At 47.9% G+C, this 16,385-nt stretch carries 18 protein-coding genes; 1 reads left to right on the plus strand and 17 read right to left on the minus strand.

The window, feature by feature from the left end; all coding sequences use genetic code 11:
• Window positions 1–9: 9 nt before the first annotated feature.
• The 7 genes from FE848_RS03005 to FE848_RS03035 form a co-directional block, all read right to left on the minus strand.
• Window positions 10–567 carry a sugar transferase gene (locus FE848_RS03005; RefSeq protein WP_200201235.1) on the minus strand — a complete coding sequence of 186 codons (558 nt, stop codon included), beginning with the start codon at window positions 565–567 and terminating at the stop codon, window positions 10–12.
• A 4-nt stretch (window positions 568–571) separates the two neighbouring features.
• Entirely contained in the window at window positions 572–1,522 is a 951-nt protein-coding gene (locus FE848_RS03010) for a UDP-glucose 4-epimerase family protein (protein ID WP_413785002.1), read from the minus strand.
• 8 nt (window positions 1,523–1,530) lie between these two features.
• On the minus strand, window positions 1,531–2,667 hold the full coding sequence (locus tag FE848_RS03015; RefSeq protein ID WP_200201237.1) for a glycosyltransferase family 4 protein: 1,137 nt from the start codon (window positions 2,665–2,667) through the stop codon (window positions 1,531–1,533).
• Window positions 2,664–3,926, minus strand: coding sequence for a Vi polysaccharide biosynthesis UDP-N-acetylglucosamine C-6 dehydrogenase TviB (tviB, locus tag FE848_RS03020; protein ID WP_200201238.1), 1,263 nt, complete (start codon window positions 3,924–3,926; stop codon window positions 2,664–2,666). The genes FE848_RS03015 and tviB overlap by 4 nt, the downstream gene beginning before the upstream one ends.
• 48 nt (window positions 3,927–3,974) lie before the next feature.
• Window positions 3,975–4,997 carry an NAD-dependent epimerase/dehydratase family protein gene (locus FE848_RS03025; RefSeq protein WP_200201239.1) on the minus strand — a complete coding sequence of 341 codons (1,023 nt, stop codon included), beginning with the start codon at window positions 4,995–4,997 and terminating at the stop codon, window positions 3,975–3,977.
• A gap of 2 nt (window positions 4,998–4,999) precedes the next feature.
• Window positions 5,000–5,176 carry a hypothetical protein gene (locus FE848_RS03030; RefSeq protein ID WP_200201240.1) on the minus strand — a complete coding sequence of 59 codons (177 nt, stop codon included), beginning with the start codon at window positions 5,174–5,176 and terminating at the stop codon, window positions 5,000–5,002.
• A gap of 239 nt (window positions 5,177–5,415) precedes the next feature.
• A complete protein-coding gene (locus FE848_RS03035) occupies window positions 5,416–6,525 on the minus strand; it encodes an EpsG family protein (protein WP_200201241.1) in 1,110 nt (369 codons plus the stop codon).
• A 141-nt stretch (window positions 6,526–6,666) separates the two neighbouring features.
• On the opposite strand from FE848_RS03035, the gene FE848_RS03040 reads away from it, so the two are divergent.
• Entirely contained in the window at window positions 6,667–7,629 is a 963-nt protein-coding gene (locus FE848_RS03040) for an IS30 family transposase (RefSeq protein WP_068351505.1), read from the plus strand.
• A gap of 16 nt (window positions 7,630–7,645) precedes the next feature.
• Here the strand turns inward: FE848_RS03040 and FE848_RS03045 are convergent, their stop codons facing one another.
• From FE848_RS03045 to FE848_RS03090, 10 genes are all read right to left on the minus strand, one after another.
• Window positions 7,646–8,200 (minus strand): hypothetical protein, encoded by a 555-nt coding sequence (locus FE848_RS03045; RefSeq protein ID WP_320159496.1) that lies wholly within the window; start codon window positions 8,198–8,200, stop codon window positions 7,646–7,648.
• 205 nt (window positions 8,201–8,405) lie between these two features.
• Window positions 8,406–9,299, minus strand: coding sequence for a hypothetical protein (locus tag FE848_RS03050; protein WP_200201243.1), 894 nt, complete (start codon window positions 9,297–9,299; stop codon window positions 8,406–8,408).
• Between the two features lie 67 nt (window positions 9,300–9,366).
• Entirely contained in the window at window positions 9,367–10,425 is a 1,059-nt protein-coding gene (locus FE848_RS03055) for a glycosyltransferase family 2 protein (protein ID WP_200201244.1), read from the minus strand.
• Entirely contained in the window at window positions 10,415–11,905 is a 1,491-nt protein-coding gene (locus FE848_RS03060; RefSeq protein WP_200201245.1) for an oligosaccharide flippase family protein, read from the minus strand. The genes FE848_RS03055 and FE848_RS03060 overlap by 11 nt, the downstream gene beginning before the upstream one ends.
• 121 nt (window positions 11,906–12,026) lie before the next feature.
• Window positions 12,027–12,260 (minus strand): phosphopantetheine-binding protein, encoded by a 234-nt coding sequence (locus FE848_RS03065; RefSeq protein WP_200201246.1) that lies wholly within the window; start codon window positions 12,258–12,260, stop codon window positions 12,027–12,029.
• Between the two features lie 11 nt (window positions 12,261–12,271).
• The gene (locus tag FE848_RS03070) at window positions 12,272–13,201 is read right to left on the minus strand and encodes a ketoacyl-ACP synthase III (protein WP_200201247.1); all 930 of its coding nucleotides are present in this window, start codon (window positions 13,199–13,201) and stop codon (window positions 12,272–12,274) included.
• A gap of 25 nt (window positions 13,202–13,226) precedes the next feature.
• Window positions 13,227–13,799: a hypothetical protein gene (locus tag FE848_RS03075; RefSeq protein ID WP_200201248.1), complete on the minus strand. Its 573-nt coding sequence runs from the start codon at window positions 13,797–13,799 to the stop codon at window positions 13,227–13,229.
• Between the two features lie 13 nt (window positions 13,800–13,812).
• Window positions 13,813–14,757, minus strand: a complete 945-nt coding sequence (locus FE848_RS03080; protein ID WP_200201249.1) for a DapH/DapD/GlmU-related protein — start codon at window positions 14,755–14,757, stop codon at window positions 13,813–13,815.
• Entirely contained in the window at window positions 14,754–15,854 is a 1,101-nt protein-coding gene (locus FE848_RS03085) for a DegT/DnrJ/EryC1/StrS family aminotransferase (protein WP_200201250.1), read from the minus strand. The genes FE848_RS03080 and FE848_RS03085 overlap by 4 nt, the downstream gene beginning before the upstream one ends.
• A complete protein-coding gene (locus tag FE848_RS03090) occupies window positions 15,855–16,373 on the minus strand; it encodes a histidine phosphatase family protein (protein WP_200201251.1) in 519 nt (172 codons plus the stop codon).
• Window positions 16,374–16,385 lie beyond the last annotated feature (12 nt).

The raw sequence follows: 16,385 nt of genomic DNA on the forward strand, positions 1-16,385 counted from the left end.
ATTAGAGGCTCAATCCTTGCTTGGCACCCGGTCGCCTGAACCTTTGCCTGAAACGGTCATAAGAATGTATTTGAAGTAGGCCGCTAAATTCAAGCTGGCCAGCATTTTGGCATCCGTTTCCGCCAACAGTTTTGGCGTAGACATATCAATATCGTTTACCTGTGCCAAACCGGTAATACCCGGGCGAGCCTTTAGCACTCCGCGCTCTTCACGCTCTGAAATTAACTCTTCCTGACTAAACAGACAGGGGCGCGGGCCCACTAGGCTCATCTCTCCTTTTAGCACATTCCATAGCTGGGGCAGTTCATCCAGCTTAGTTTTCCGAAGAAAATGACCAAACTTGGTGATGGACGAACTGCTTGCCAAGTGGCTGGCTACGGAAGCAGTGTCTACGGACATGGTACGGAACTTCACCAAAGTGAAAGGCTTTTTAGCCCGCCCAACTCGTTGTTGCTTGAACACCGGAGAGCCTGTGTCAAACAAACCAATCACATACAGGATGAGCAGAACCGGAAAACCAAACACCAATCCCAGCAACGAAAATATAAAATCCAATAAACGAATCACAGCTTCAATCCTGATGGTCTGGGAAACAGCGCTGCAAGCCCTGCTTTACCGTTAAGGGTGGCGTCCAGTTCAACGTCTTCTGGGTATGGCTGATATCAACTTGAAGAGATCCTAATAGGCGCTGGGCTACGGTCTTTTTTCCAAGGAGTGTCGCGCCAAATTGAATCAAACCTGCGGGAACAGGTAAAAGCCTTGAGGGTCGGCCCATGGCTTCAGCAACACCTTTAAGCAGTTGCGTTGTAGACAGATCCTCACCGTCGCTAACCAGAAACGTTTGATTGGCTGCGCCAGGATGACCTATACAGGTGATGATCAAATCAACAAGATTATCCAAAGCAACCAAGGAGCGTTTATTGTGGACAGCACCCAAAGGCAATGGCAAACCTTTGCCAACCAGCTTTATCATACTGGCAAAATTGCCTTTCACACCTGGGCCGTATACAAGAGGAGGTCGGATAATAACGACTTCCATACCCGTTTCGGTTGCCAGTTTCCGCAACCCCTGCTCTGCTTCGTGCTTGGAAATACCGTAGAAATCTTCGGGTGCGGGTGTGTCCTGCGAGTAGAAAGGTTGGTCTGTGGCGGTTTGCTCACCGTTCACTTTAATCGAACTTATAAAGATGAAGCGTTTTACACCTGCCGCGGCAGCTTGCCGGGCTAGGTTGAGCGTGCCAGTTGAATTAACCGCTCGATAAGCCGAAAGAGGATCAGCGGATTCGTCTTTCATTATGTGGGCACGGGCTGCTGTGTGCACAACAACGTCTTGGCCTGAAAGTACGGATGACCAATTTACGGGCTTATCCATATCCCCAATGGCAACAATATTCTCTATCGCATCTACATGCACGGAGCCTGATCTCACAACGCCCACACATTCAAGTTTTGGGTCATTGCAAAAACGGTGAAAAAGCGCCCCGCCCACGAATCCATTCGCACCGGTTACAAGAATCCGCAATCTATTCGTCATGGCTTCAGTAAATCTCGATAGATCTCAATATGCTGCGCCACAATACGCTCAATCGCAAACGCCTCTTCAGCGAGTTTTCTGCCTTCCCGCCCCATTTTATGCCTCAACTCTGGGTTCTGGATAAGGGACTGTAGAGCATCAGCTAGCCCTACAGGATCTTTTGCAGGAACAACTACCCCCGTTACACCAGGAGTAATTGCATCGCGACAGCCTGGCACATCGGTCGTCACTACGGCTCTACCACAAGCAGCGGCTTCGACAAGACTTTTTGGCAATCCTTCCCGATAAGATGGCAAGCAGACAATATTGGCTGCCGCGTACTGCTCAGCAATATCACTACGATACCCGAGCAGTTCAACCACCCCGGCTTGCTTCCAGCTTTCTAGATCAGGTTTGGAGACACTTGTTGGATTTCCAGGGTCTGGCGATCCTACAAGACGCATGGTCACAGGCACGCTCCGCTCAACTAATAGTTGCGCAGCCTGAACAAACTCGAAAACGCCTTTATCGCTTAATAAGCGTGCCGCCATGACCACAACCGGCTTGCCCTCAGGCTCAGGCAGACAAGGGTAATCATCCAGATCCACACCAGAACCGCGGATCATTCGTGTATCAGCAAGTTCCAAGGCAACTAGGCTTTGCAAAGTGTTGCGATCATCCGGGTTCTGAAAAATAACAGCGAACCTTTTCTGCTTAAATGCTGCCGCATACAATCGTTTGACCAACCACCGGCGGGCTTTTGCCGCAATTGAAGATGCAAGAAAAACCGTACCCAGCCCAGAAACAGCAGACACGACAGCATTCACGCCAGAGAATCGTGCTGCGATACCCCCGTATACAACCGGTTTAATGGTGACAAGGTGAACCAAGTCCGGCTTGAGACTGCGAAACAATGCAATTAACTTCAATATCGTTTTCAGCTCACTGAGTGGGTTTTGCCCCCTCCTTGCGAATGGTACAACATGGTGGGTAAATCCCTGCTTTTCAATTTCGCCGACCTTTGCTCCAAATGCCGAGGCAATATGCACATCATAGCCTTCAGTTTTCGCAGCTTGAGCTATGGGCAGGCGATGCGACAGAAAAAACTCTGGCGCATTCACCACGAACAAAATTCTAGTTGGAGCTTTAATCAAAGCCGCAAATCCGCCTCTCCCAGAGGCAATAAACCCTTGAGGTCATAAAGCACTCCGTCATCTTTCAGATAACCTCGAAGATCATCCGAGCTCATCGCAGCATATTCCTTATGCGGTACTGCAACTATCACACCGTCGTATTCGCGCTGCCCTGGCTGTTCGGTCAGGCTGATTCCATACTCGTGCTCTGCCTCAGCGCTGTCAGCCCAACAATCAGTTACATCAACTGCACAGCCGAATTCCTTCAGCTCATTCACCACATCAATTACTCGGGTGTTGCGCAAGTCCGGGCAATTCTCTTTAAAAGCGAAGCCCATTATCAGTACACGCGCCTTGGCTATAGTGTGGCCTGATTTTATCATCGCCTTGACCAGTTCTGCCGCCACATAAGGGCCCATGCCATCATTTACCCGGCGTCCTGCAAGAATGATTTCCGGGTGGTAGCCAATAGCCTGAGCCTTATGGGTCAGGTAATACGGATCCACACCAATGCAGTGGCCGCCTACCAAGCCGGGCTTGAACGGCAAGAAGTTCCATTTAGTACCAGCTGCAGCTAGCACTTCGTGGGTATCAATCCCTAACCGGGCAAAGATCATCGCGAGCTCGTTTATTAAGGCAATGTTGAGATCTCGCTGGGTATTCTCAATCACCTTGGCAGCTTCTGCTACTTTGATGGAGCTAGCCTTGTGGGTACCGGCGGTAATGATGTCCGCGTATAGGGCATCCACTTCATCGGCAATGGCTGAAGTAGAGCCAGAGGTAACCTTCATAATTGTAGTTACGCGATGCTCCTTGTCCCCTGGGTTAATCCGCTCCGGGCTATAACCCGCATAGAAATCCGCATTGAACTTCAAGCCAGACACCCGCTCCAATACTGGCACACACACTTCCTCAGTGGCACCGGGATAAACCGTAGATTCGTAAATTACGATATCGCCTGCCTTCAACACCTTGCCCACACTCTCACTAGCCTTTATCAACGGCGTTAGGTCTGGGGTTTTGAAGTCATCGATAGGCGTAGGCACTGTCACAATGAACACCGTACAGTCTGCAATGTCATCCAGCGAATCAGTAAACGATAATTGAGGCGCTGCACCCAGCTCCTCTGGTGTTACTTCGCGAGTGAAGTCTTCGCCGTTGTTGAGCTCGGCAATGCGCTTAGCATTGATATCAAAACCAACAACCTCGCGTTTCTCACCAAACGCCACAGCCAGAGGAAGGCCCACGTAACCGAGGCCGATGATTGCGATTTTTTTCATAAAATAAATCCGTTGATAGACGTGGCAAGTTACTAAGGGTGAGGAAATTCAGCTTTTGTGATCTAGATACCAGGGCATAGCCTTGGCAATTCCTTCTCTAATTCGATATTCCGGCGCATACCCAAGCTTACTGGTTGCCTTACTAATGTCTGCTTGGGAATGCCGCACATCTCCCGGCCGGAAATCGCGGTACACTGGCTCTTTCTCATAAACGACGCAGTTCTCTGCCAATGCCTCTTTCAATGAGGCGAACAAGATATTCAACGTGGTGCGATCTCCAACCGCCACGTTGTAGACCTCATTCTTGGCAGATTCATCCGCAGTAGCGGCAAGCAGGTTGGCCTGAACGGCATTTTCAATGAAGCAGAAATCCCGACTAGTTTCGCCATCGCCGTTGATGAACACATCTTCACCACTGACCATAGCCGCAGTCCATTTCGGGATAACCGCGGCATAGGCACCGTTGGGGTCCTGGCGCTTGCCGAACACGTTGAAGTAACGCAGGCCAATAGCCTTGAAGCCGTAACTGCGGGCGAACACCTCTGCATACAGCTCATTCACATACTTGGTCACCGCATAAGGCGACAACGGCTTGCCAATGTTCTCCTCCACCTTCGGCAACGCCGGGTGGTCGCCATAGGTAGAGCTGGACGCCGCATAAGTGAAACTCTTCACCCCCGCATCCCGCGCTGCGACCAGCATGTTCAGAAAACCGGTGATGTTGGCTGCATTGGTGGTGGTGGGATCATTCAAAGACCTGGGCACCGAACCCAGTGCGGCCTGGTGAAGCACATAATCCACACCCTCACAGGCTTGCTGGCAATCTTCCAGGTTGCGGATATCGCCTTCGATGAAGGTGAAGCGAGACCACTGTTCTGGCGAGACCAGGGACTGAACTTCATCGAGATTGCTTTGGTGGCCGGTGGCGAAGTTGTCCAGGCCGACCACTCGTTGATTAAGTTTGAGCAGGTGCTCCAGTAGGTTGGAGCCGATGAAGCCTGCTACGCCAGTAACCAGCCAAGTTTTGGTTTGCCTCGGCATTTCAACTATTAAGTTCTGATATGCAGTCATGATTACAGCCTCAAATCGATTTCTTCTGCGGAGAATAGATACTTCATAATCGCAAAGCACATGATTACCCGTACCGACGCCCGGATGGCATCAATTACCATATTTCGGTACTGGTCATGGTTAACAGCAAGAACAATGGCATCAAAGGTACCGGTTTGTGACTCGTTAAGCGGCGACATACCATATTTACATGCTTCATTAACGTTAACTAAAGAGACAATTTTAACCGGCTCAACAACATCCCCCTCAAGCTTGAAAACAATGTCCACCATACGAGTCGGAAAAAACAACGTAGCCATGCTGAACGATATCGATTTTTACACCCAGAAGATTAACACTTAATTGCGATATAATATGAATTTAAATTCATTATCGGAACCGCTTAACTCCAGAAAACTCATACTGAAGAAAAATAAAACTAAAAAAAATAAAGGTAAATAGGAAACAGAAACTTAACCGCGATGCCAAACAACAAGACCATCATAATAATAACACTTAACAAATAACCTCCTCTTAAAAAGAAAGAAAAAACAAAAAAAGAGAGGATAGCCTCAAAAATTATAGAGTAAGAATAAATTCTGGAGATAACACCCAACCCGCTAAAGACAACATAAAAAAATAGTGAGCCAAGACAAACATAAAAAACATATCTAATAATATTCACATCATACTCAACCCCATTCATCTCAACTCGGACGCGGCCCCGCAATTTACGAAACATTAACAAGGACAAAACAAGCAGCATCGCACTTAACAGAACCCCAACACCAACTCCGGAGGAACTATTATCTGAAAGATACGTCTCAAGCCTATCGTGACTTTTACCAGTAATGCCGGAAAACTCAAAAACAGATAAAACAAAACCAACATTCAGATAAACAAAAACAACCGCAAAAAATAAAAAAACCAAAGCAGGAAGAACAATATAAAATTTTCTATTATGAAGCATTTTAGAGTACATTAAAATCAATAGAAATGCTATAGAGGTTACATGAAAAAGAGAAGCAGCAACGCCAGCAACAAAAAAACCAAAGTACTTCGACTTATAAAGGTAATATGATGCAGCGAAAATAAAACTTAATGACAACCCTTGTCGGTAAATATTAGAATACAGGCTCAACAATGTAGAGCTAAGCACAACAAAAGAAATCACAAAAAACTCATTAACCTTCAGCTTCCTGGAATAGACCACAACAACAAATAGGAAAATAGCGCTTGAAAAAAACACAAACAAAGGAAAATTAAATCCAATTTGCTTAAAGAAAGACATGAGCAAATTATAACCAAGCTCAAAGTTATTACTTACTTCAAACCCAATCAACCCTGTCGCGCCCCTATATGCGCGCAGGTACGCTTCAGTATCCGTCCCAAATTCAACTGGCCTACTTGCAAGAAAAATCGAGTACAGAACGACCACAAAAACAGATAAAGAAAAGGAGCTATCTTTAACGCCTCTCAAGTTAAAAACTGAGACCAAAAATATCAATAGCGCAGAAAAAAAAGTAAGATATAAAACGGAGCTATACATAACCTAAACCGAGAACCAAACATAGATTTAATTTTATTCGTGAATTCAGATAATAACTGCAGCACTTTGGTGTAACCAGGTAGAGATGGGAGGGCCGTTGCCGGTACCCTCACGGACTTTACCGACCAAAGTGAAGCAGTGATGAAGTACCGACAACTGACCCAGACACAACGATATCAGATTTCGGCCTTGCGTGTGGCCGGCAAAAGCCAACGACAGATCGCCGGAATAATCGGTTGCCACAGCAGCACCGTTAGCCGTGAGTTAAGGCGAAACAGCACCTCGGGCTATGACCCCGAGCACGCGCAGCAACAGTCGAACGCCAGGCGCAGCCGAGCCTTTAAATGGCACAAAAGATTGCAGTGGCTGACAGAGTGGGTCAGCACACGATTAAAGCAACACTGGAGCCCTGAACAGATCGCCGGCTTCATGAATCGCATGAAGACGCCGGTTCGTGTCAGTCACCAGTGGATCTATGATCTGATCCATCGTGACCGGCTCAGCGGCGGCAATCTCTGGCGCTATTGCCGGCACAGAAACAGCCGCGGTCGTAGGCGCAATGCCAAGGATGCAGGCTTAGGCAAAATACCCAATCGCACGGGCATTGAACATCGCCCGGAAGAAGTTGAAAGCCGCGGCGCGCTGGGGCACTGGGAAGGCGACACAGTTCTTCAGGGCCACAAGCAATCTGGTGTAGTAACTCTGGTTGAGCGTCGGAGCGGCTACTTGCTTGCAGGTCGTCTACCCGAGTTCACGGCCAAACAGACAGCGCGAACCGTGATTCGTCTTCTGCAGCCGATTCGGGGCGCGGCTCAAACTTTGACCTTGGATAACGGCAGTGAGTTTTCAGAGCATGAACACATGGCCAAAGCGCTGAACTTGGACGCCTATTTTTGTGATCCGTATTGCTCGGGTCAGCGAGGCACCAATGAGAACACGAATGGTTTGCTACGCCAGTACTACCCGAAAGGGACGAACTTCGCCAAGCTGTCCCAAACTCATATCAATCGAGTGGTTGAGCAGCTGAATAACCGACCCAGGAAACGGCTGGGTTACCGGACACCGGCAGAGGTGTTCTGGGGTGAATATTCCGGGGCACTATAAATGAGCGGTGCTGCGGTTATTGGTTGAATCCACGATAAATGCTGTAAGGCGCTGGTATGTAACAGTGCCGCAACAAAAGGGTTAGTGCGTCACGATCCACTTCCGCATTAAAACCTGGATGGGCTTTCAACGCCTTCGATTCAGACCCAAACAGCAGAACATCACCACACCAGCCCCAGTACAAAGGTTTCTCACCCATTCTATCCCGGGCTAGCGTTAACTCTTGTTCTTGTTTATCCCACAAGGCAAATGCAAACATTCCTCGAACTGCTTGCAAAGTTGTTTCTAATCCCCAAACTGCAAAACAGGCGAGCAAAGTTTCGGTATCGGATTGGCCACGCCAATTTGGCTCGGCAGTCTGCTCAGATAATAGACTCCGCAACGCCAGATGGTTGTATATTTCACCGTTAAAAACCAGAACGTATCTGCCGCATTCAGAGTGCATGGGCTGATGACCTGCAGCAGACAAATCCAAAATCGATAAACGCCTGTGCCCTACAGCCAGCATTCCGTCGTCAGTTTGCCAATATCCTTCGCTATTTGGCCCTCTGTGGCTTATCTGATCGCACATCCTCTGAATTACATTTTTCCAGCACCATAGCCGCAACCTGAAAATCCACACATAGAATAAAAAAACTTTCCCAAATAATCGAAACTAATTTGTAAGAACTATAGAGATGAAGTGGGATTCAAACAGCAAATCATGATCCATCAACATCAAAACCATAGATCAGACCTAACCACGTTTCGATAACCCTATTAACAGCTATGAAACTCTAAAAGTTTTTAGAAAACCTGTTATCAGAGGGTGCAAGTTTTGCAGAAATCTTTTCAAACATGCTATCAACAACAACGTCCCACTCAAGCTCTGAAACATCTGGAACAACATATTCATAATCAAAAATATCAGAACTGTGTGCTATTGAATCTAACGATATAAACTTACCATTCCACCTACGTTCAAATTCATTAACCCAATAGTACCTGTTAGTTATGACGCCAATGCCAGCACCACAATACTCTATAACTTTGGTAGAATCCTGAATATTTAATGGAAAAACATCTGGAGTATAATTCAAACCAAAACGTGAATTATTAACAACATCCCCTGCATCTTTTGAGCTCAGCCTACCAAAAAATTTAACATTTTTAATCTCTCTGTCAGAATAAAAGCCAACAACCGCAATTTTAAGGCCGAGCCTTGCAAGTTTCTCGACTTCTCTTACAACGCCTGCTCGTTCACTTCCACAGTATACAACATCAAACTCTCTTGACTGAAAATTTTTTGATTTCCTAGCTGAAGGATAAAACCCCATACCTCGAAAAACATGATTATCAGATTCTGAAAACCACATTAAATCTCTAACTTCTTTGTTTAAGAAAACCAGAAAATCAGCCTTAACATTTAAAATACGTTTTATTAAATCCTTAACCCTTGAAAACCTACCAACACTAAGAGAGTGATATTCACCTATAATAAATCGAGGATACTTCTTCCAGAACGGATGAAATCCATGAAAAAGCACCACCGCATCATAGCTATCTGGAGTATAATCATCCTTAGGAACAATATCACATTTAAAGCCTAGGCTTAAAAATCGTTTTTTGTAAACATGAGCCTCTGGGAGAAAAGACTTACCTGAAACTTCAACTGCGATCTTTATCGACATAGTTAACCCCATCTCCCAAAACAACTAGAACAAAGCTTTCCACTTGACTTCTTTCACACTCAATAGTTCACCGAAAAACAAAAAACTTAGCTAAAAACTTAGCGAGAACGGGGAAGTCACGCAGGAACCAAAATAGTCGGCAACCAAAGGATCTATATCTATACTCCACACTAACCTTTTCAATAAGTTCTTTATAAAAACCCCATTCGTTAATCCATAAAAACCTAATCGCACTATGGTAAAAAACACCATCACTCATAATAGTTAGAGCGTCTCTATCTAAACATGGAAGAGAGTCAACAAGTCCCTTTACTCCGATCAGTTGACGAGTTAAAAAATCTTGCTCTTGACCTAAAGATGGCTTCTTCTCGCTCCAACTTCCGTTAGCAAACTTCCGATAGACGCAATAAGGCTTGGCAAGAAAATAGGCGCCAGTGGCAGCCGAGCAGTATGCTTGTATGTACAAATCACCTACCGGGGCTTGTAAAAACCATGGCTCACCGAACAGGACGTTCAGTGCTGTTCTATCGACGAATACAGAGGCCGTGGGACAGAAAGAACCACCACCCCGAATAACCTCTTCTAATGGCACATGGGCGTCGTTAAGGGCCATCTGACCTGTCAGCCCTTGGGTTTTAGCCCCGCTAAGGGCCACTGCCGGGCAATAGACTAAGCCAACACTCTCTCTTTCAATAGTGTTGAACTGATCCTGCAGTTTATGAGGACATATCCAAAAATCATCACCCTCACAAAGTGAAATATAGTCTCCAGACGTATAAGGAAAACTAACCACAGAAGGCTTTCGCCCCTGACTATACTGATTCTCCTCCTGAAACACAGGCTTAATAATACTCGGATACTTCTCAGCGTAACTCTTTATTATTTCCGGATTCCGATCCGTAGAAGCATCATCATTAATAATCACCTCAAACGGAAAATCCGTTTCCTGTATCAAGAAGCCTCGAATGGCATCCTCAATATACATTTCCTGGTTGTAAGTGTTACAAATAACACTCACTACAGGCTTATCCAGGTCACCGGTCCAACCGGACATGATCTCCTGCTCCGAGGGCAATGGCCGACTTCGAAACTCGTCCAAATCAAAGTTGATTTTTTTACGAAACACGACTTCTCCTGAATACAGATCGAAACACCCAAGCCGCAGGAAGCAAGGTTGCGCAGGTGCACATTATTGCCAAAGCCAAAAACTGTAGAGAGCGACTGGCTTGTTCCACGTTTTCAATCACCACCATACCAACGAAAACGACACCAAATACCAACATTAGTGGGGTTAAAACATCCTTCAAAAACCAGACCCTATTCAAACCTGGCGCAAATCGACTGTGGATGAAGGGAACCCACACTAATAGCGACAAAGCCCTAAACCCTAACCACAACCAGGCCACCCCTATTGGGCCATATTCAACCGCCAAAAATATAATCAGAGGCACATTGGCCAGCACAGAAAACGTATTGTACCTAACGTGATATTTCAGGTTTCCATACACATATTGCAAGTAATACTGAAACGCCACTACGGCCAGGATCGCCGCGCCCAGTATGAACAGCGGGAGGATCTGTTCACCCCAGCGTGCGGCCTCTGCATTACCAGTCCAGGCGAAAAGCACACTGTAGGGCAGGCAGGCGATGGTAATGGCTATTGGCATTACCAATATTACGATCAGTCGCGTTGATTTCCGGTAAAGCTGGATCATCTCGTCCTTCTTGCCCTCTGCAAGCAAGGCAGTCATCCTGGGCAGAATCGCCTTGCTTACCGGGCCAGAGAGCATCATAACGCCCGAGGAGACCGTAGCAACCAGTGTAAAGTAGCCATACTCAGACAAGGTCAGTGTTTTAGAGAGCACCAGTTTGTCCAGCTGGGTCAGCAGCACCCAAATGGCCGTGGTATAGCCAATGCTGATGGCAAAGGGGGCGATGCGTTTTAATTCAGGCCAGCTAAAGCGTGAAGCCTGCACAACTGGCAAGAGACCGCGTAACTTTCGGCGAAGAATAAGAAATTCGATCCCGACCACGGCCAGCTGAAAATAGAAATACGCCAGTACATCGCCATCAAGCCATATCACGAGCAGCAGTGCCACCGGAAAACGCAGGGTGTTTATCACAACTTCAAAGATATTGAGCCACACCTGACTCTCAAAGGCGTTAATCCCACTGCGATTAAGACTGGACGCCCACCGGACGGCTACTGTGATACCAATGATTGCCACCGCAGTTTCTACCGTGGCCAGATCTAACACCTCCACGGTGAGCCAGTTTGCTGACAGCCACTCCCGACATACAACCATTGAAAACGCCACAATGCCGGCGATGATCACAAACACCACTTCAAGGGAGTTAACAATACCAACCAGCCGAGCAGACTCCGAAGGCTTGGTTCTAAGCCGGGCCACTTCGCGGCCAATGGTTGGCGTCATGCCCAGGTCTACTAGCGACATCCAGGCCTGGACCAGAGTGTAAAACCCGATCAGGCCGTACGCTTCTGCACCCACGTGCTCAAGGAACAGGGGCAGCACGAGGATGCCAATGAGTGTGGAGTAGAGTTGGCCGCCGTAGTTGAAAATTACATTTTTTTTGACGCTTGCCATATTAAGCAACTTCAACTATGGGGTAAGATTCAACTGAGGGCCGGGGGGTAAAATTAACGCAGCCAGAACACTATTTAGACTAAAGGGCACACCCACAAACCTGTACATGCGCCCAAAACCTTTACTGACAAATAAACTCAACAATTTTCTCGGGTGTATCTAGGCTCTCTGCCTCATCATCACTAATCGCAACGCCTGCAGCCTCACCCACATCCATAATAACCAGCATCAAATCTAGAGAATCGACACCAAGATCAACAAGAGTCTTGTCCATCTTGTCTTCTGACATTTTTAAGCCTTCAACATTTTTTTCCAACATGGAATTAACGATTTTTACAGCTTCTTCACGGTTCATAGTGCTTCCTATTAGTTCGGTTTTACTTCTTCATAGATTGCTGTCGCCCAGGACAGTCCAACACCGAAGCCTGACATAAGTATTCTTCGGGGTCTGTTATCCAATTCTGCTTCCAACAGGATCGGGATGGACGACGAAACAGTGTTTCCGGTTTCGGAGAGCCTGATGGGGGCTTTTTCAGCAGGGATTTCAGCTCGCTTTATAGTGTTTTCCAGCATAAAACGACTGCCCTGGTGCAGAAGGAACAGGTCAATATCTTCAGCAGTTAATTCCGCGGATGCCAGCGTACGCTTGATCTGCTTGGGTACATCCTGCAAAGCAAAGTTGAACACAGCCCGGCCATTCATTTCCAGGCCATGGTCTGTTTTCTGAAGCGCCTCACTGCCAGCACCTTTTGTGGAGAATTTTGCAGTGGCAAGTTTGTAGCGCGGTGTGTCGCTGATAAACGTAGCAGATGCAGCATCACCAAACAGAAGGCAGGTATTCTTATCTTCCGGGTCAAGAATCCGGGAATAAGGGTCACAGGTGAAGAGCAAACCCTTTTTCATTCCGTTCGCAGCCATAAAAGACTGAATCACGCTTAAACCATAGACATACCCGGAGCATCCCAGCCCGATATCGAAGCAGGCGCAGTCTTCTGGCAGTTCCAAAGCAGCATGAATCAGAGCTGAATTGTGCGGTAGGCCACCTTTGTCCGGGTTTTGAGTACACAGAACCACGCACTCAATCTCTGACTTCTCGATCTGCACGTTTTCGCACAGGCGGTTGAAGGCTGCTGTGCTCGCACTTACAACGCTGTCGGTCTCTTCAAACCGAGGCAGAGTGGCTACACCGATTTTCTGCTCGACGAACTCACGATCTGTTTCAAACCGATCGGCCTGCTTCAAATTATCGACTCGACCTTTCGGCAAATAACTCGCTACCGACTGAATCCCTAACATGAGTGGCTCCTGTTGTTTTAATGTGTCACGAAAAGTACATGTCAGCGATTTTCTCGCCATTGACCAAAACATCACTACAGGTTAGCCGTGTGCCCACCTGTTTGGTGATGCGAAGTTCCACCTTATCCATCTCGGGGATTGGAAACTGGCCGTCATACCGGGAAAAGACCCATTTTTTTGAACTATCCACACACTCCTGGTGCATTTTCTTACAGAGTGATACCAGTAGTTCAATCTTGTCCCCATGATGAGGGTTATCCTGAACAACCGATTTATCGCCAACGATAGCGCCACGGCAAGCTTCTGGCTCATCAAACTCCTGTCGCACAGCTTCTTCGGTTTCAGTCGCTGCATTAATGCACAGGAAATGACTCTCACCGTCGGTTCCAGCTATTTTAGCGACTACCGCATCGGCTGCTGTTGGCGCACGTTCGTCCAGAATGCAAACCGGATTGTGAATCATGTGCTTGAATGACACATTAATCTTGCCTTCCGCCGCCCCTCTCTGACCAGCTACCTCAACCAAGGCATTAAACAAACTGGTTCCTTGGACATAGTTTCGGTTGCCCTTGAACACAAACTTCAGCACTTCCGACATAACAACTCCTGACCTATCGTTTGGGGCCGGTTTTCAGGCCAACCATTCGCTTGGCGGGATTACCGAACATCGAATGGTTCGGCTCAACATTTTTAACCACAACACTGCCCATACCCAGCGATGAGTCTGCGCCAATCACCAGATTGTCCCGAACACTAACGCCCATTGCGATGGTCGCTCCGGCGCGCACCGTGGTATGGCCTCCAAGCAGTGCCCCAACGGACATCCAAACCCCATCCTCGACAACTGCGCCATGGCCTACGTTGCACAGGTTGCCGATGACTACATCGTTCCCGATAAACGTAGTGGCAAGAATGCCCCCGGCAATCACAGCATTTGCACCAATTTCAGTGTTGTCGCCAACAGACACGCCACCCACATGGGGAAATTTCAGCAATCGACCGTCAGCTGCCCGGTACACCGTCACTCCGTCGCTTCCAATCACCACATTTTCCCGAATGATGGTATTCCTGCCAATCCGCGAACCACGTTTGATAACAGCACCAGCACAGATCACGCTGCCCTCGCCTATTTCGACGCCAGGCTCGATAACGGCTGAGCTTGCAACCTGCGCTTCGCTCGACACCGCAGCCTCACCGGTGTAGCCACTCCAATGGGCATCTACGCCTGTTGAATCAATCAACCACGTAAGCACGTCCATAAATACAGCTCTGGGGTCTGATACCACACAGAATTGATTGGAGCCTTTGATTGATTCATCCGGCAATTCATCCGTTAAAACAAAGGAGCCTGTTAACTCTGCACCTTTGCCAAAATGCTCCGCGTTAGCAAAGACAAGCTGATTATGACCACCGGTACGGGAGTCACAGGTGCCTGTTAATTCCAGGCCTTCGGCACCGGCGAGCTTAATAGGGCCGACCAGCTCCTCAATAAAGGCAACGATTCTTGAAGAGTTAACCGGCTTTCTAAAAAAGGCGCCCGTTGGTCGAGTTTTCACTGAGCAACCTTTAACACTTTCTTGGATATCATCTCAATCTCTTCAAATTTCAAACCGGAATAAATTGGCAAACAGACAATGCGTTCAGCTAGTTTTCTGGATTCCGAACAGGCCGTTGAAGTTGCCTCCAGAGCGGCTACTGAATCCAGTGATGGATAAAAGTAACGACGCGCAAGGACGCCTGAATCACGAAGGGAGGACATAAGTTCGATTACCTTCGCCTCGCTTTCCAATGCTGCCGGATAGTAGGCATGGTTGTAGCTCGCACCCGCTTGAATGCGCTGTTTCTGGAGCTTGCCGTCAAGAAAGTGATTGTAAGTCTCAGTAACGGCTTGACGATCTGCGCTGATTTGTTCGTTCTCATCCAGCACACACAGCCCTATCGCCGCCTGCAGTTCATTCATTTTGGCATTAATGCCCAGCTCATCGATGGTATCCGGCCCGGTAATCCCGAAGTTAATCATGCTCTTGGCGCGCTCAAGGTCTTCTTTACGCTTGAACACAATGGCCCCGCCCTCACCCGTGTGGAACAGCTTGGTGGCGTGGAAGCTGAGGGTGGCGGCATCGCCATGCTTGAGCAGGCTTTCACCTTTGTACCGAACACCAAAGGCGTGGGCGGCGTCGTAAATCACTTTCAAGCCGTGTTCTTCGGCGATGCTGCCTATAGCCTCTACATCACAGGCGTTACCGAACACGTGTACCGGGACAATGGCCCGGGTGTTGGGCGTAATGGCCGCTTTGATATTGGCGGGGTTCAGGCACCAGGTGTTTGGGTCTATATCTGCAAATACTGGCTGCACCCCCTCCCATTTCAAGGAGCTGGCGGTGGCGATGAAGCTGAACGGGGTGGTAATGGCTTCCGGCTGTGCGCCGGGTGTTGCGTCGCTCACCCCTAAAGCACGATAGGCGATTTGCAGCGCGAGTGTGCCATTGGAAACCAGCAGGAGGTTTTCAACGCCCAGGTAGGCTTCCAGCCGCTCCGTTAGCTGCTGCACCAGTTGGCCGTTGTTGGTTAGCCATTGGCGTTCGTAAATGCCGTCGATGTATTGATTGAGTTTTTCGCGGCTGGGGAAATAGGGTTTGGTTACGGGGATCATTCAATACTTTCCACAATGGAGTGTCAGTGACACAAACTCTGCATTCTTCAAGCTGCACTGGTTGCTGGTGCTTTGGTATCCAAGGCTATCCACCAAGCACCGATAAACTCCGGAGTGCGAGACAATCAGCAAATGTTCTTGGGTATTGGATACATTCTTTAGGGCTGCAAGCCGTTTGGTAAGGCTTTCCATAGATTCCACACTGGTGGATGCGTTCATGGCTATTCGGTTGGCACTGGTTTTCTTCATCCCCTCATACGGACCAAAGTCGCGTTCAGTCAGCCAATCGGCAATGCGCACAGCCGGTGATCTTGGGTGTTGTTGTGCTATAAGATCAGCAGTTTGCCGTGCTCTGAGTAGCGGGCTGGTCATGATTATCGCTATGGGTAGCTTGGCAAGTTGCTCGGCTGCGGCTTTTGCCTGATCAATACCGGCTTGGCTCAGAGGGAGATCTTTTCGCCCCATCCATACATTTTTTCGGTTATCGTCGGTTTCGCCGTGCCGGATAAAGTAAAGCAAGATTTTTTTCTG

Source organism: Marinobacter sp. 1-3A (assembly GCF_016597775.1).
Classification (GTDB): domain Bacteria; phylum Pseudomonadota; class Gammaproteobacteria; order Pseudomonadales; family Oleiphilaceae; genus Marinobacter; species Marinobacter xiaoshiensis.

Coding starts and splice junctions, on each gene's coding strand:
- FE848_RS03070 (WP_200201247.1), bottom strand. CDS start 13,201: ATGTTAGGGATTCAGTCGGTAGCGAGTTATTTGCCGAAAGGTCGAGTC.
- FE848_RS03065 (WP_200201246.1), bottom strand. CDS start 12,260: ATGAACCGTGAAGAAGCTGTAAAAATCGTTAATTCCATGTTGGAAAAA.
- FE848_RS03035 (WP_200201241.1), bottom strand. CDS start 6,525: ATGTATAGCTCCGTTTTATATCTTACTTTTTTTTCTGCGCTATTGATA.
- tviB (WP_200201238.1), bottom strand. CDS start 3,926: ATGAAAAAAATCGCAATCATCGGCCTCGGTTACGTGGGCCTTCCTCTG.
- FE848_RS03085 (WP_200201250.1), bottom strand. CDS start 15,854: ATGATCCCCGTAACCAAACCCTATTTCCCCAGCCGCGAAAAACTCAAT.
- FE848_RS03050 (WP_200201243.1), bottom strand. CDS start 9,299: ATGTCGATAAAGATCGCAGTTGAAGTTTCAGGTAAGTCTTTTCTCCCA.
- FE848_RS03030 (WP_200201240.1), bottom strand. CDS start 5,176: ATGTCGCCGCTTAACGAGTCACAAACCGGTACCTTTGATGCCATTGTT.
- FE848_RS03045 (WP_320159496.1), bottom strand. CDS start 8,200: ATGTGCGATCAGATAAGCCACAGAGGGCCAAATAGCGAAGGATATTGG.
- FE848_RS03025 (WP_200201239.1), bottom strand. CDS start 4,997: ATGACTGCATATCAGAACTTAATAGTTGAAATGCCGAGGCAAACCAAA.
- FE848_RS03060 (WP_200201245.1), bottom strand. CDS start 11,905: ATGGCAAGCGTCAAAAAAAATGTAATTTTCAACTACGGCGGCCAACTC.
- FE848_RS03075 (WP_200201248.1), bottom strand. CDS start 13,799: ATGTCGGAAGTGCTGAAGTTTGTGTTCAAGGGCAACCGAAACTATGTC.
- FE848_RS03040 (WP_068351505.1), top strand. CDS start 6,667: ATGAAGTACCGACAACTGACCCAGACACAACGATATCAGATTTCGGCC.